Raw genomic sequence first — 16,752 nt, forward strand, 5'->3', positions numbered from 1 at the left:
ATGAAAAAGGTTGTCTTTTTATTTGTTCTATTCGCATTTTCATTGGGATTTTCCCAAAATGAAAAGCTGTTTGACGAGGCCACAGAGCTGTACAATAATGGGAAATATACCGAAGCGATTGCCAACTATGAAAAAATTCTGGACAGCGGGCAACATTCAGCCGAGCTATACTTCAACATGGGGAATTGCTATTACAAGCTCAACTCCATTGGCCCTAGTATCTACTATTATGAAAAGGCACTCCTATTAAAACCAAACGACGACGAAATCCTGAACAATTTGGGCTATGCCCAAAATATGCGTTTGGATGCAATTGAACAGATGCCCCAAACCGAATTGTCCCGAATATATAACAAGATTCTTTTTCTATTTACCTGTAACCAATGGGCCTATTTGGCTATTGCTTTGGTGCTGCTTTTTGTGGCCACCTACCTCGCTTATTATTTTATTAGACAAGCAAATCGGAAAAGAATGGCATTTATTACCAGCCTCTTTTCATTGGGATTTGGCCTAATTTGTATTTTAATCGCCTATTTGCAATTACAACAAAACCAAAGGGACAATCCTGCCATTGTATTCAGTAAGGAAGTATCCGTTTCCTCTGAGCCGAACAAAACCAGCGAGCAAGTTTTCACCCTTCATGAAGGCACAAAGGTCAATATCGAGGACAGTCTTGATGGATGGGAAAAAATTAGGATTGCTGATGGACAAACCGGCTGGTTGCCAACGGAAAACATCAAGGCCCTCAAAGACTTTTAGGCAAATTCGGAATGGCCTTGGCCATATTTCATTACATTTACAAAAAAAGACAGTGCTTAGAATCCTGGCCCTTCCTTTTGTTTCTGCATTGCTGGTCACAATATTGTTGACCGCTCCTTTAGTTCCTTTTTTGGGGAAGGAATATTGCACGGCCATGATTTTGGGTTCATCCGAAGAAGAAAACAACTCACACGACCTAGGGGAGAGCAAGATATTCGACGGTAAATATTTTATCCTTAAAAATTTCTTTTCCGTTGATCCTACCCTAAATGCGGAACATCATCAAAATACGTTGGATTATTCATTCACTGTATTGGAATTCACAATTGAAATTCTTGACCCACCTCCCAAGAAATTGATATCCTAAATTCTACATTTTTATTCAATTTCTAACTGAAACCTTCATAGTGTAAATTATTGAAGGTTAACAACACATAATATCATGTTTAAGTATATTAAAAATGACATGCCGGCCAGTATTGTGGTCTTCTTTGTGGCATTGCCGCTTTGTTTGGGTATTGCCCTTGCCAGTGGAGCCCCCCTATTTTCAGGGCTCATAGCGGGAATCATTGGAGGTATCATCGTGGGTGCCCTGAGCGGTTCCCAAATAGGGGTAAGCGGCCCGGCTGCTGGTCTTGCCGCCATCGTATTAACAGCTATTGGAACACTCGGAGGTTATCAAAACTTCTTGTTGGCAGTGGTTTTAGGGGGGTTGCTCCAAATATTGTTCGGTTTTCTAAAAGCCGGGGTCATTGCCTATTATTTTCCTTCATCCGTGATCAAGGGAATGCTCACAGGTATCGGAATCATTATCATTCTTAAGCAAATACCCCATTTTTTCGGATACGATGCCGATCCGGAAGGCGATTGGGCCTTTTTTCAGGTAGATGGCGAAAATACCTTTAGTGAAATCATCAATACCATTAATTACATAAGTCCTGGTGCTTCCATAATTGCGATAGTGGGCTTGGGAATCCTTATTCTTTGGGATAAAGTGCTGAATAAAAAAGGGAAAATTTTTGAGCTGGTCCAAGGACCCTTGGTCGCCGTGGTATTGGGTATTCTTTATTTTTCACTTACAAAAGGAAACAGTACCCTGGGTATTTCGGAAGAGCACCTTGTATCAGTGCCAGTTCCGGATAGTTTTGAGTCTTTTATTGGCTTTTTCAGTTTCCCCAACTTTGGGGTAATAACCAATCCAGAAATTTGGGTAACCGCTTTTACCATAGCCTTGGTAGCCAGTTTGGAAACACTGCTGTGTGTTGAGGCTACGGACAAATTGGATCCCCATAAGAGAACCACACCTGCCAACAGGGAGCTGTTGGCCCAAGGAGTAGGCAATACCATATCCGGATTGATCGGTGGACTACCCATTACCCAAGTGATCGTTCGCAGTTCCGCCAATATACAATCCGGGGGGCGAACAAAGCTTTCAGCCATAATACATGGTTTTCTGCTGTTGGCCTCGGTCATCTTAATTCCCAAATTACTCAATAGGATTCCTTTATCGGTCTTGGCGGCCATCCTTTTTGTAGTAGGTTACAAACTGGCCAAGCCAAGCCTGTTCAAAACCATGTACAAATTGGGTTGGAAACAGTTCGTCCCGTTTATCGTAACCGTGGTTGCCATTATTTTTACCGATTTACTGGTGGGAATCAGCTTGGGATTGTTGGTGGGGATCGTAGTCATTCTATTAAAAAGCTACCAAAACTCGCATTTTCTCCATATTGAGGATAAAAGCAACGGCAAGCATAAAATTAAAATGACATTGGCCGAAGAAGTCACCTTTTTTAACAAAGGGGCCATTTTAAAAGAATTGGACAGTCTTCCAAACGATACTTGTTTGGAATTGGACCTTATGAAAACCAGATACTTGGATAATGACATCATCGAAATCCTCGAAGATTTTGCCTTTAAGGCCAAAGAACGTAACATTGACATTAAACTGGTCTCCAAACGCGGAATCGTGGAAAACCCGCCCAGTTTTGTGGAGTTTTTTAGAACACGGCCCAAATCGAGCATTAGTTTAAGTTAAATTTAATGTATCATGGAAACTAAGAAATACAAAATACTGGTACTTTCCGATTTAGGGGATTCTACTGGAAATATCTTGAAAAACACAGCTCATTTAGCTAAGATGATAGGTGGTGATATTGGTTTTTTTCATGTGAAACAACCATCTAAAGTGGTGAAACAGGACAACCAACTATCAGCAATTCGATCCATCAATGCCTCCTATGTCTCAACCAAAAAAGAAATAGAGCAATTGGTTGGTCCCATTTCAGAATCTTACCATCAGAAAATAGATCCCGTAGTTGTTCTTGGGAATGTAAAGGAAGAAATCAACAAACAGATACAATCATTTCAACCGGACATTATTGTATTGGGACAGCGAAAGCAAGTTCCGTTCAAACTTTTGGGCGATAGCATTACCCAACATGTCTTGAGCAATTTTGATGGCCCTGTGATGATAGCATCCCATGACAAAGTACTGGAGCAGGACCAAGAACTCTCCTTGGGCTTGTTCAACGATACATGGGAGTGCTTGAAAACCGCTTTGGCCGAGGAATTGTTGGAACATTCCAATCAGCCGTTGAAATCATTCAGAATAGCCAATGGACATTTCCGATCGGAAGAAATTGACCTGGACAAAAAAATTGTTGAGTACAATTTTTCGACAAGCGATAATGCCCTGAAAAATATATCCAAATACCTTTCAAAAATTAAGGTGGATGTACTATTTGTCAATCGGGAAAAAACGGGCCAAGACAAAACAAACATCAATGATATTATCGGCACTTTCAATGTGCCTCTATTGTTGACGGGAGGGCCTAATTTCTAAATACAATAACTATCACAGATAAGATTAAAAACATATGAAAGTACATACCAAAGAAACACAATCAACCATGACGCCGGAAAAGGCCATCCGGTTTTTAAAGGAAGGCAACGAGCGTTTTCAGAATAACTTGAAAGCCAACAGAAACCTGTTGCAACAAGTAAACGAGACCAAAGATGGGCAATTTCCATTTGCAACGATTTTGAGTTGCATCGATTCGAGGGTGTCTGCAGAATTGGTCTTTGATCAAGGCCTTGGGGATATATTCAGTATTCGGATTGCTGGAAATTTCGTGAACCAAGATATTTTGGGAAGTATGGAGTTTGCATGCAAATTGGCAGGGACCAAGACCGTTGTGGTATTGGGACACACCAGTTGTGGAGCCATTAAGGGTGCTTGCGATCATGCCCGTTTGGGCAATCTCACGGCCTTGATCAACAAAATAGAACCTGCGGTATTCGAGACCAAGATGCCCAAAGATGAATCCTTGAGGAACTCAAAAAATTCTGAGTTTGTTGATGCCGTTGCTTTAAAAAATGTTGAGATGACCTTGGAAAACATTAGGAACCAAAGTGTAATCCTGAAAGAAATGGAAGAAAAAGGCGAAATTTCCATTGTAGGTGCCATGTATGATTTATCCGATGGCAAAGTGACCTTTTTGCCCTAAACCAATCTTAATACAAAAGCCAATGCTCTCGATGTCATTGGCTTTTTTGATCCTAAAATCAGTACCTTCATCTTGTTAATCTAACCTACCCAACAATGTTCAAAAATTTGAAAGGTGACCTATTTGGCGGTATTACAGCAGGTATTGTTGCCCTCCCTCTGGCCCTAGCTTTTGGGGTGAGTTCAGGACTAGGTCCCAGTGCGGGATTATACGGTGCCATTTTCATTAGTTTTTTTGCGGCACTCTTCGGGGGGACGAATACACAAATCTCTGGTCCCACGGCCCCAATGACCGCTGTAAGTATGGTGGTAATAGCCAGTATAATAGCCATGAATGATGGCGATATCGATAAAGCATTACCGGCAATACTTACCGTTTTTCTTTTGGCCGGATTAATGCAGGTCTGTCTTGGCCTTATCGGCTTGGGGAAATACATTAAATACATCCCCTACCCGGTAGTTTCGGGGTTTATGACCGCTATTGGTGTCATAATTCTGGTAACCCAAATCTTACCCGCAATAGGGTACTATCCCAAAGAAGATGAGGGATTGGTAAGCCATTATATCCCGGCAGCAGAAGAAGAAATTTTGGAGAGCATCCTAAAAGAAGAAGCTGGTGAGGGCATCTTGGTTTTGGAAAATTTTGAAGTAACCATAGACCGCGCCAAGGCCATTACCCATCAAGAAATGGTAAACAATGCCCAGACCATGGCCGCAAAAGAAGCTTCGGGGGTCATCGGGACCATCAAAGTTCTGCCAAGGGCACTTCAACGTATCAATTGGTTGGAACTGGGCCTTGCTATTGCAACGGTACTCATTATCTACGGTTTCAAAAAAATAACAACGACCGTTCCCAGTACCTTGGTGGCCCTGATTGTAGTTTCGGGTGCAGCCTATGGCTTTGGTCTGGATTACAGGCCCATTGAGAAAATCCCAAGTGGTTTGCCCATTCCCAATCTAGAAATATTTTCCAGTTTCAATCTAAGTTCCATAACACCATATATTTTCACTGCATTAACGTTGGCCTTGTTGGGAGCCATAGATTCATTGCTCACCTCGGTGGTTGCAGACAATATGACCCAAACCAAACACAAACCCAACAAAGAATTGATAGGACAAGGGATAGGAAACAGTATAGCCGCAATTTTTGGGGGAATCCCCGGAGCAGGTGCCACCATAAGAACCGTGGTCAATATCAATTCCGGTGGAAAAACAAAACTTTCCGGAATGGTTGCAGGGGTTTTACTTTTATTGGTTTTACTCGCCTTAGGCCCAATTGCATCCCAAATACCTGCTGCCGTATTGGCCGGTATATTGGTAACCGTGGGTATCGGGGTAATGGACTATAGGGGACTGAAAGCAATTCCCTATCTTCCCAAAGATGTTAAACTGGGGCCAATAAAACTAAGTTCAGAAGTGGTTATCATGTTGGTGGTAATGATCCTGTCGTCCGTTTGGAACCTCGTATATGCGGTTGGAATAGGTTTAGTGCTTGCATCGTTGATGTTCATGAAAAAAATTGGAGATCTTACGGCACTTCGATCCGATGTGAAACCATTGCGGGAAGAAGTTTGGTCCGATGAGGAAAACCTGTCCCAAAAAATCAAAAAGGAGGTTTTCATCAAACACATCAAGGGGCCTTTGTTTTTTGGAACCACCAACGAATTTCAGCAGTTGGCGGCCCAGGTTCCCGATTCGGCCTCCATAGTGGTCATCAGAATGGGGAGAATGCAATACATGGATCAATCCGGCCTCTATGCCATGGAAGATGTTTTACAGGAACAAAAGCGAAAGAACATCACCGTTCTTTTGGTGAACATTTTGGACCAACCCAGATACATGATGGAGCGTATCGACATTATTCCCGATCTAATTCCAAACGAACACATTTTTAAAAACTTTAAAAACTGTATGCGCTGGTTAAGTGAACATTTGAACGAAGCTACCTAAGTATTGTTTTGAACTATCCTTAATGTTGATGCAAACATTTCCCAAAGATTCAGGACCAATTTATCTAGAGACCCTTCAAGGAAGGTTTCCCGTAGAGCCGTTCAACACATACAGCAACCTTATTTTTTTGGCCATCATCATTTATTGGGGCATCAAAGTTTATCAAAATCCGAAACAACATGTCTACTTGGCCTGGGTAATCCCCATAATTGCCATAAGCTTTGTGGGAGGCACGGTGTACCACGCCACCCGAAGCCACGAATTTTGGTTGCGCCTGGATTGGATGCCCATTATGTTCTTGGTGGCATCCCTTGTTATTTATTTTGTTTTCAAGTTAGTGAGTGCATGGTGGAAAAGGCTTGTTTTTATTGTGGGGTTGTTGAGTATCTCTTTTGCTTTACGGGTATTACCAATGCCCAGCGGGTTGCGAATATCCTTGGGCTATGCCATTTCTGCCGGAACCATATTGGTTCCCATTCTGCTGTACCTGAAAAAGACCCGTTGGGAAAATGTGCACTTGATCACATCGTCATTCGGGATTTTTGGCGTTGCCATTGCCTTCCGGATCATGGATAAATTACAGAATCTTTTTCCCATGGGAACCCATTGGCTATGGCATTTCTTCGGTGGAATAGCAGTACATTTCCTTATTGCCTATATTTTCCGGGACAATTTGCTAAATTTGTCGGCCAATAGCGACATCGAACATGATTGAGACCATTAAGGAACACTTGGCTGAGGTAGCACAGTTCGCTTCAACCTCAAAGGATGAAATCGAAGCATTCCGAATTAAATATTTGGGTAAAAAAGGGCTTTTGAACGAATTCTTTGCGGAATTCAAAAATGTACCTTCGGACCAGAAGAAAGAATTTGGTCAAGTTGTCAATCAGTTGAAAAATGCCGCTACCGAAAAAGTCAATGCCTTAAAGGATGCTTTGGAGAACCAGTCGGAAGCAGTAGGGAAATATGGAGACCTTACCCGCCCTGGAGAACCGTTGGAGATTGGCTCCAGACATCCCATATCCATTGTTCGCAACCGAATCGTGGACATCTTCTCCCGAATTGGGTTCAATGTTTCTGAAGGACCGGAGATTGAGGACGACTGGCATAATTTTACCGCATTGAACCTGCCCGAATACCATCCGGCACGCGATATGCAGGATACGTTTTTTATCCAGACCGATCCCGATATCTTGTTGCGCACCCATACCTCATCCGTACAGGTCCGCTACATGGAAAGCAACAAACCGCCCATTCGAACCATTTCACCGGGAAGGGTATACAGGAACGAGGCCATTTCTGCGCGTTCACATTGCTTCTTCCATCAGGTGGAAGGATTGTACGTTGATAAGGGGGTTTCTTTCGCCGATCTAAAACAGACCTTACAATACTTTACATCCGAAATGTTCGGAAAATCGAAAATTCGTCTGCGTCCCTCCTACTTTCCGTTCACTGAGCCAAGTGCAGAGGTAGATGTGTACTGGGGATTGGAAACGGAAACCGATTACCGAATGACCAAGGGTACCGGTTGGTTGGAGATCATGGGCTGTGGCATGGTGGATCCAAACGTGTTGAAAAACTGTGGCATCGACCCCGAAGTGTACTCCGGTTTTGCCTTCGGAATGGGCATTGATCGTATCGCCCTGCTCTTGCATCAAATTTCGGATATTCGATTGTTGAGCGAAAACGACGTTCGCTTCCTGGAGCAGTTCAAAAGCGCTTTTTAATACCCTTTTTAAAATCCTAAGATGTCCCTTTCAACCTTTTAACACAATTTTAGGTTCGTTTGGTTTTGTTTGTTCCGAACTAACTTTAATTTTGCCTGATCAAATTATTGATAATGGGTAAATCAAGAGAGGAAATCATCGAAACTTTGGGTCTGCACCTGGAAGAGGAATACAATCTCCCCCCCCTAGCAGCCCGAATCTATGCCATTTTAATTTTAACGGACAAAGATGGTCTCACCTTTGAAGATTGTCTGGAACGAAGAGGGGCCAGCAAAAGTTCAATATCGACTTCTCTTAACTTGTTGGTGAATATGGGCATGGTAACCTATTTCACAAAACACGGTGACCGGAAGCGCTATTTTATCACCGCCAAGAAAAAAACCTTCTTCCTATCCAAGTTACAGGAAAGCCGTAAGCGTGTGGAAAATGAAAAAAACATCATCACCATGGTGATGGAATACCACAAGGAACATTGCCCAAACAAGTATGAGGAAGGCCGTCCCAAAACCACCATATATCTGGAGTACATGCAAAAAAATGAAAAACTGCTAAACGAATCCATTGAAAAATTGGAATCCTTATTGGAAATCAAAAGTTAAACCAACCTATAATCTCATCAATAGCAAATCATACATGAAAACAATCGCATCAACCTTAATCATATCCCTGCTGTTCCTTTCTGGGTGTGGCGACAAGGCACAGAACAAACAGGCCTCCGCTCTCCCGCCATCACTTAAAACAAGTGCTGTAGAGAAGCAAGACTTTACCATTTATAACACCTATTCCACTTCCATTCAAGGGATTCAAAATGTGGAGATCTGGCCCAAGGTTTCCGGGTTTGTCCAAAATATTTATGTAGAAGAAGGTCAACAGGTGAAAAAAGGCCAGCTATTGTTCAAACTTGAAACCCAATCACTTTCACAAGATGCCGAGGCGGCCAAGGCAGCCGTGAACGTGGCACAAGTGGAAGTGGATAAACTGGTGCCCTTGGTTCAGAAAGGTATCATCAGTAATGTGCAGTTGGAAACAGCCAAAGCCAGATTGGCACAGGCCAAAAGCAACTACAACAGCATTGCAGCCAACATTGGCTATTCCAACATCGTAAGCCCAGCCAATGGCTATATCGGTGAAATCCCCTATAAAGTGGGTGCGCTTGTAAGCAGCAACATGGGGGCTCCGTTGACGGTGGTATCCGACATCAGCAGTGTTCGGGCCTATTTTTCGATGAATGAAAAGGAATTGCTTCAAATGAAATCCCAAATGGCATCCAAAGGCAATCCAATGGGCACCAAAACATCACCTGAAGTGGAACTGGTTATGGTGAACGGGGAAACTTATCCAACCAAAGGAAGAATTGCCATGGTAAACAATATCATCAACCCGTCTACGGGGAGTGTGACCTTAAGGGCGGATTTTGACAATCCAGAACAATTATTGAGCTCAGGAAGTACAGGTACTATAAAAGTACCTTATACCTACAACAATGTTTGGGTGGTGCCCCAATTTGTAACCATAGACCAACAAGGCACCAAAATGGTTTTTGCCTTGGACAATGACAATACGGTACACACAAAACCGATTACCATTGTTGCGATGACCGATACGGAATTTATTGTTTCCGATGGGCTTGAGGGCGTATCAACCCTTGTTTCCGAAGGAGTCTCCAAATTGAGGGATGGTCAAACCATCAACCCCATCCAATAGTTGTTCAATAAATTAAGAAACCAACTGCTATGTTCGATAAGTTTATAGATCGTCCCGTACTTTCCACAGTCATATCCGTGATCATTTTGATCTTGGGTGTTTTGGGACTCAGTGTGCTCCCTGTGGAACAATACCCCGAAATTGCACCGCCTACCGTTCAGGTCAATGCCAACTATACAGGTGCCAATGCCGAAACCGTACTCAAGAGCGTGGTGGTTCCTTTGGAGGAACAGATTAATGGAGTGGAAGGAATGACCTACATGACCTCCTCTGCCAGTAACGACGGTGCCGCCAGTATAAGCGTGTTCTTTGAACTCGGTGTTGATCCCGATATTGCCGCCGTAAACGTTCAAAACCGTGTAGCACGGGCCAACAGTCTTTTACCCCAGGAAGTGATCAATACCGGGGTAACCACACAAAAGGCGCAAAACAGTGCCCTCTTGTTTTTCTCCATATTCTCCAAAAACGAAAATTACGATGCCACTTTTGTGGAAAACTATGCCAAGATCAACTTGGTACCCAAGTTACAACGAATCAAGGGTGTAGGTAATGTGAACGTATTCGGCGCCAAGGATTACTCCATGCGGATTTGGATCTCTCCCGATAAAATGGCCGCTTTCAATTTGGTTCCCTCGGATATTCAGGCAGCACTACGTGAACAAAACCGCGAGGCTGCCACAGGAAAAATCGGCGAAAATGCCGATGGTATTTTTGAATATGTGATGAAGTACAAAGGACGGTTGTCCGATGTGGAAGAGTATGAAAATATCATTTTAAGAACCACAGATGATGGTGGATTCCTTCGGTTGAAGGATGTGGCCGAAATTGAACTGGGGGCATTCAGTTATGTGCGTAAAAATACCGGTATGGGAAATCCTGGCGTTGCCGTTGGGGTGTACCAAACTTCTGGGTCCAATGCGAAAGAGATTATCGATCAAATCGAAACCATCCTGGAAGAAAGTAAAACCGAATTCCCCAAAGGATTGGATTATGTGATTCCTTTTAACTCCAAAGATTTCTTGGATGCTTCCATCGACCATGTGGTGCAGACCTTGATAGAGGCCTTTATTTTGGTTTTTATTGTGGTGTTCCTGTTCCTTCAGGATTTCAGGTCCACTTTGATTCCGGCCATTGCCGTTCCAGTAGCTATTGTGGGTACGTTCTTCTTCCTACAAATTTTTGGCTATTCCATCAACATGCTTACCCTTTTCGCCATGATCTTGGCCATAGGTATTGTGGTGGATGATGCCATTGTGGTGGTTGAGGCGGTACATGCCAAATTGGAGGAAGGGGCCACTTCAGCCAAAACAGCCACCAAAAAGGCAATGGGTGAAATTTCTGGGGCCATCATATCCATTACACTGGTGATGTCAGCGGTTTTTATCCCGGTTTCCTTTATCCAAGGTTCATCGGGGGTGTTCTATCAACAGTTCGGTATCACATTGGCCGTTGCTATTTTGATCTCTGCCGTAAACGCTTTGACCTTGAGCCCAGCATTGGCAGCACTTTTCTTAAAACCACATAGTTCGGAAGAAGGGCACAAAAAAAGCTTTATGTCCCGCTTTTTCAAAGCATTCAACATCGGGTTCACGGCCGTTACCAATAAATATACCAACACGGTGGGTAATTTGGTAAAACGAAAGTGGATCACTGTGGCCATGCTATTGGGATTTACAGCTTTGGCCATTTATCTTTTCAAGACCACCCCATCCGGATTTGTTCCCGATGAGGACAGGGGAATCATATTTGCGAACGTGAGCATGCCCCCTGGAACCACCATTGAAAAAACGGAGGAAACCATCATGAAGTTGGATTCGATCTACGAGTCCATGGATGTGATCGATGCACGGATGAGTGTGGCCGGGTTCAGTTTGATCAACCGGGTGAGTGCAGGTTCCTATGCCTTCTCCATCATGAAGCTGAAGGATTGGAGCGAACGGGAAGCCGATTCATTGTCCCTTAGTGCAACCATGCAAAAACTATTTGCTATGTCGGCCCAGTTCAAGGATGCACAGATCATCTACTTTACCCCACCCAGCATCCAGGGGTTTGGAACCAATTCAGGATTTGAAGTACAGCTCCAAAGTAAGGGGGGCGAAGATTGGCAGGACATCAACGACATCAAGAATCAATTCTTGGGTGCATTGAATGCCAGGCCGGAAATCCAATATGCCATTTCACAGTTCGATCCTGGCTTTCCACAATACAACCTGGATGTTGACATGGAAAAGGTGAAAATGGCCGGTTTTTCGGCAACGGACATTTTCAATGCCCTGCAAGGCTACTATGGCGGTATCTACGCAACCGACTTCAATAGGTTTGGCAAGCAATACCGGGTAATGATCCAAGCCAAACCGGAAGATAGGGCGGATGAAAATTCACTGAACCACATCTTTGTTCGGAACGCTAATGGAGAATCAGTTGCTGTAAGTCAATTTGTAACGTTGAAAAAAATATATGGCCCTGAGGTGGTGGAACGATTCAACCTATTAAGTTCGGTTAAAATATCCGGGGTGCCCAATGCAGGATACAGTACTGGGGATGCCATAAACGCCATTGAAGAAGTGGCAGCGCAGGTATTGCCTACCACCTATTCCTACGATTATTCCGGATTGACCCGGGAAGAGGCCAATGCCGGTTCACAGACCATCTTGATCTTTATCTTGAGCTTGATCTTTGTGTATTTCTTGCTCAGTGCCCAATATGAAAGTTACATTTTGCCCCTTTCCATTTTGCTTTCACTTCCGATTGGTATTGCTGGCGCTATCCTATTTGTGAAATTGGGTGGACTACAGAACAACATCTATTTCCAGATTGCCTTAATCATGCTCATTGGTCTATTGGCCAAAAACGCCATTTTGATCGTGGAGTTTGCCCTCCAACGACGCAGGGCAGGACTTTCCCTGTTCGATGCGGCGGCCGATGGTGCCCGAGCTCGGCTGAGACCGATCTTGATGACCTCCTTTGCCTTCATCTTTGGTCTATTGCCCTTGGCGCTTTCCTCCGGAATCGGTGCCATTGGTAACCAGTCCATCGGGTTAAGTGCGGTAGGCGGCATGCTTGTGGGCACTATACTGGGTGTATTTGTGGTACCTGTACTGTTTGTTGTGTTCCAAGCTTTGCAGGAACGCATCTCAGGAAAACCGGAACCGACCATTGAAGTTAAAAATGCTTAACCACAACGCAATTCAATCATGAAAATACAATCAACCTATAAAATCCTTGTACTGGTAACGGCTCCATTGTTACTCCAGTCTTGCTTTGTGGCCAAGAACTACGAGCGGCCAAACATGGAGACCGAACGCTTGTACAGAACCGACAATTTGCCCCAGGACAGTGTTTCCATGGCGAATATTTCCTGGCGAGATCTTTTCGAGGACAAACAGCTACAATCCTATATCGAAAAAGCACTGGAGAACAATCTCGACATTCGGATTGCACTTCAGAGTGTTGTGGCTGCCGAGGCTTATTTGAAACAGGGAAAAGCTGGATATTACCCCACATTGTCAGGAACCGCAAGTTTCACGAGGACCAAGAACTCACAAAACAGCCAATTCGGTAGTTTTTTCACCAGGCCCTTGGAACAGTTCGAACTTTCAGGTGCCCTTTCATGGGAAGCCGATGTTTGGGGTAAAATCAGAAGCAACAAACGGGCATTCGGTGCTTCCTACCTTCAAAGCGTTTCGGCGCATCAAGCGGTTAAAACCGAATTGGTGGCGGCCATAGCCAATATGTACTATCAACTTATGGCGCTTGACAAACAACGCGATATCACTAAAAAGACCCTTGAGGCCAGAAAAAGTAGTTTGGAAACCACACAAGCATTAAAGGATGCAGGACTGGTGACAGAGGTGGCCGTAAAACAAACCGCTGCGCAGGTACATACTGCTGAAATTATCTTGATCGATTTGGAAAACAACATTAAACTGTTGGAGAATTCCTTCAGCATATTGTTGGGTGAAGCACCTCATGGGATTATTCGTGGCAGTTTGGACGATCAATCCATTAATACCGACTTGAAAACGGGGGTGCCCTATTTGCTGTTGGCTAACCGCCCCGACGTGATGCAGGCCGAATATGCCCTGATCAACAATTTTGAGTTGACCAATGTGGCCAGGAGTAGTATGTATCCCTCCGTCACCTTGCGTGCAAACGGGGGGTTCCAAAGTCTGGAATTTGACAATTGGCTGGATGCTTCTTCCTTGTTTTCCCAGTTGGTGGGATCGCTTACGGAGCCCATTTTTAATGGCAGAAGGTTGCGCACCCAGTTGGAAGTGGCCAAGGCACGCCAAGAGCAGGCATTGCTTACCTACAAAAAAACACTGTTGACCGCTGGCAGGGAAGTCTCCGATGCGTTGTATACCTACGATGCGGAGACCCAAAAATTGAAAGCACGCCAAAAGGAACTCAACGCGTACACAACGGCAGAGGAATATTCCGAAGAGCTGTTGAACAATGGTTTGGTCAATTATTTGGAAGTGCTCACTGCAAGACAAAACGCCCTGAGTTCCGAGTTGGGTTATGTGGATTCCCAATACGCACAATTAAGTGCAATCGTGGAACTTTATCGAGCACTTGGTGGTGGATGGAAATGACACAGACCTTGGCGAATGGCCCAAAAAAGGGTTCCTTCAATAAGGATAATGGAATATTTTCCAGTCAAATTTTCAATATATTGATTTTAAACCCTTGATTTTTACGTTTTTAGTGTTGGAATTGGCAAAACAATCGCATAATTTTAAATTCTTGCTAAAAACTCAAAATCAATGGGAACAACCAACATCAACCGAAGAGACTGGATTAGAAAAAGTGTACTCACCGCAGGCGGTGCAATGGCCTTGCCATATTTTGGAATAGCTGAAACCCCAAGGGTTCCATTACAATTGGATAGCCTCGGAAATGCTATCTACACGCCATTTTTCAAGGAATTCTTGCCAGAAAATGCCGAACCACTTCCACCACTATCCGCCAAATTGAATGCGAATGAGAATCCGTATGGACCATCACCCATGGCTTTGGAGGCTTTTAAAAATTCGGCAGCCAATGGAAATAGGTACGCATGGAAAGAGTTGTTCCAATTGGTAGATAAAATCGCCGATTTTGAAGGTGTGGAAAGCAAAAACATTATGATGGGCCCAGGTTCTTCCGATCTTTTGGAAAAAACCGCCATGGTCTTTTTCATGAATGGCGGCAATGTAGTTTCCGCAGACCCAGCCTATATGTCGCTCATTCAAGTAGCCGAATCGGTTGGGGCCAAATGGAAACCCGTTCCATTGAAAGACGATTGGTCGCACGACCTAAAGGCGATGGAAGAGGCCATTGATGATGAAACCAAATTGGTCTATATCTGTAACCCGAACAACCCGACCGGTACCCTTACCGAACATGAGGAATTGGTGGATTTCTGTTCCAGGGTTTCCGAAAAAGTTCCTGTTTTTGTGGACGAGGCCTACCTCTGGTTTTTGGATGAAGGCGCCAAAAAGAGCATGGTGTCCTTGATTAACCAAGGTAAGGATGTGATCATCGCCAGAACCTTCTCCAAAATTCATGGCATGGCTGGACTTCGGGTAGGATATATCGTTGCCCAAGAAGCAACCCTAGATCGTTTGCAAAGTATTACCAGGGGCGGTATGGGTATTTCCCTACCCTCCGTATATGCTGCCATGGCCGCCATGGACGACGCAGAATTCATCGAAACATCCCGAACCCTGAATGCCAGCTGTAGGGAATATGTTTATGAGAGTTTGGGTCAAATGGGATTTGAATATGTCCCTTCCCATACCAGCTTTTTGATTTTCCCCATTGAAATGGAGGGAAAGGAATTTTTAACCAAAATGACCGAACAAAAAGTAGGTGTTAGGGCTTTTGAGTTCATGGATAAAAAATGGTGCCGCGTTAGTATGGGTACCATGGAAGAAATGAAAATGTTTACCGCTGCCATCAATAAAGTATTGGTATAGTGGATATCGGATTTCAAAAGACAGCTGTTTTTCTCTTTTTCATTTTCATTGGAATCTTGCTCAAGGTTAAGTTCAAGTCCAAGGAAGAGATCAACGGAATCAAGAAAATCATTCTCAACCTGGCCCTGCCCTCCACGATTTTCATCGCATTATTGGGCATTAAGGTAGAGTTGCATCTTTTGATATTGCCCCTATTGGCCCTTGGGCTCAACCTACTCTTGTTCTTGGCCATGCCTTTGGTTTTGCCCCTTATGGGAATTGGTAAGAACTCCCCGGAATACCGAACCGCAAAACTTTTGGTGCCTTCATTGGCTCCTGGCTTATCCTCGTTTCCCTTTATTTTGGAGTTTTTGGGGGAAGATTACCTGGCCAAAGCCGCCATGTCCGATCTGGGCAATAAGATATTTGTACTGTTCTTCCTCTATCTCGTGGCCATGAACTGGCATTATGCATTACAATCGGACCAACAAAAAAATGGTGGTACCAAACTGAAGCCCTTGATCAAGGCCATGGTCTCGGAACCCGTCAATATCTTCATTGGAGTTGCCCTGTTGTTGTTGGTTTTTGGTTTTACGATGGATTCCCTTCCTTTCTTTTTAAGCGAGACCTTGGAGAAACTCAGTTTGATCATGACCCCTTTGGTGCTCTTGTTCATTGGGCTGGCTGTTAAGATCAAACGGAAACAATTTTTCCAGATTTTTTCCTTGTTGTGTACAAGAGCCGGGGTGGTCTTGTTGATTTCCGCACTATTTGTAATGATTTCCGGTATCGAGGCGAGAAACGAAATTTTGCTCACCATGGCCTTTGGTCTAAGCGCCTGTAGTTTTTGGCCGTATGCCCACATCGCAGCAGTCGATTCCATGGAAATGGACCTGAAACCCAAGAAAAAAAACTTTAGCAGTGACTTTGGGGTAGCCATTCTAGCATTGTCCTTTCCGTTGTCCACCTTGCTTATTTTGGCTGTTTTGAACAGTGGTTCGTTGTTCTTGGATATCTTCAATATCTTTTTGGTTGCCTTCGTTTTATTGGCAATAGGTCTGTGTATCCCCATCTTCAATGGGTTTCATAAAAAATGGGCAAGCATCAAATGGTTTGGAATAAAACTAAAGTCCCCAGCCACTGAAAATGCCTAATACCAACAACTCGC

The 16,752-nt window shown here is 43.9% G+C and carries 14 protein-coding genes; all 14 read left to right on the plus strand.

Annotated elements, in window-relative coordinates:
* Window positions 1-759: an SH3 domain-containing protein gene (locus EO131_RS03135; protein WP_127018882.1), complete on the plus strand. Its 759-nt coding sequence runs from the start codon at window positions 1-3 to the stop codon at window positions 757-759.
* A 52-nt stretch (window positions 760-811) separates the two neighbouring features.
* The gene (locus EO131_RS03140; protein WP_127018883.1) at window positions 812-1,126 is read left to right on the plus strand and encodes a hypothetical protein; all 315 of its coding nucleotides are present in this window, start codon (window positions 812-814) and stop codon (window positions 1,124-1,126) included.
* 75 nt (window positions 1,127-1,201) lie between these two features.
* Window positions 1,202-2,794 carry a SulP family inorganic anion transporter gene (locus EO131_RS03145; protein WP_127018884.1) on the plus strand — a complete coding sequence of 531 codons (1,593 nt, stop codon included), beginning with the start codon at window positions 1,202-1,204 and terminating at the stop codon, window positions 2,792-2,794.
* Between the two features lie 12 nt (window positions 2,795-2,806).
* Window positions 2,807-3,601 carry a universal stress protein gene (locus EO131_RS03150; RefSeq protein WP_127018885.1) on the plus strand — a complete coding sequence of 265 codons (795 nt, stop codon included), beginning with the start codon at window positions 2,807-2,809 and terminating at the stop codon, window positions 3,599-3,601.
* Window positions 3,602-3,635: 34 nt separating this feature from the next.
* Window positions 3,636-4,265, plus strand: coding sequence for a carbonic anhydrase family protein (locus tag EO131_RS03155; RefSeq protein ID WP_127018886.1), 630 nt, complete (start codon window positions 3,636-3,638; stop codon window positions 4,263-4,265).
* Window positions 4,266-4,360: 95 nt separating this feature from the next.
* A complete protein-coding gene (locus tag EO131_RS03160; protein ID WP_127018887.1) occupies window positions 4,361-6,214 on the plus strand; it encodes a SulP family inorganic anion transporter in 1,854 nt (617 codons plus the stop codon).
* A 28-nt stretch (window positions 6,215-6,242) separates the two neighbouring features.
* On the plus strand, window positions 6,243-6,929 hold the full coding sequence (locus EO131_RS03165) for a ceramidase (RefSeq protein ID WP_241243784.1): 687 nt from the start codon (window positions 6,243-6,245) through the stop codon (window positions 6,927-6,929).
* Complete coding sequence (pheS, locus tag EO131_RS03170; RefSeq protein ID WP_127018889.1) at window positions 6,922-7,941, plus strand: phenylalanine--tRNA ligase subunit alpha; 1,020 nt, start codon at window positions 6,922-6,924, stop codon at window positions 7,939-7,941. The genes EO131_RS03165 and pheS overlap by 8 nt, the downstream gene beginning before the upstream one ends.
* A 113-nt stretch (window positions 7,942-8,054) precedes the next feature.
* Complete coding sequence (locus EO131_RS03175) at window positions 8,055-8,540, plus strand: GbsR/MarR family transcriptional regulator (RefSeq protein WP_127018890.1); 486 nt, start codon at window positions 8,055-8,057, stop codon at window positions 8,538-8,540.
* Window positions 8,541-8,574: 34 nt separating this feature from the next.
* Window positions 8,575-9,645, plus strand: coding sequence for an efflux RND transporter periplasmic adaptor subunit (locus EO131_RS03180; RefSeq protein ID WP_127018891.1), 1,071 nt, complete (start codon window positions 8,575-8,577; stop codon window positions 9,643-9,645).
* Window positions 9,646-9,674: 29 nt separating this feature from the next.
* Entirely contained in the window at window positions 9,675-12,821 is a 3,147-nt protein-coding gene (locus EO131_RS03185; protein ID WP_127018892.1) for an efflux RND transporter permease subunit, read from the plus strand.
* An 18-nt stretch (window positions 12,822-12,839) separates the two neighbouring features.
* Window positions 12,840-14,240: an efflux transporter outer membrane subunit gene (locus EO131_RS03190; protein ID WP_127018893.1), complete on the plus strand. Its 1,401-nt coding sequence runs from the start codon at window positions 12,840-12,842 to the stop codon at window positions 14,238-14,240.
* A gap of 171 nt (window positions 14,241-14,411) precedes the next feature.
* Window positions 14,412-15,605 carry a pyridoxal phosphate-dependent aminotransferase gene (locus tag EO131_RS03195; RefSeq protein WP_127018894.1) on the plus strand — a complete coding sequence of 398 codons (1,194 nt, stop codon included), beginning with the start codon at window positions 14,412-14,414 and terminating at the stop codon, window positions 15,603-15,605.
* A complete protein-coding gene (locus tag EO131_RS03200; RefSeq protein ID WP_127018895.1) occupies window positions 15,605-16,738 on the plus strand; it encodes an AEC family transporter in 1,134 nt (377 codons plus the stop codon). The genes EO131_RS03195 and EO131_RS03200 overlap by 1 nt, the downstream gene beginning before the upstream one ends.
* Window positions 16,739-16,752 lie beyond the last annotated feature (14 nt).

Source organism: Flagellimonas beolgyonensis, from assembly GCF_003992615.1.
Classification (GTDB): domain Bacteria; phylum Bacteroidota; class Bacteroidia; order Flavobacteriales; family Flavobacteriaceae; genus Flagellimonas; species Flagellimonas beolgyonensis.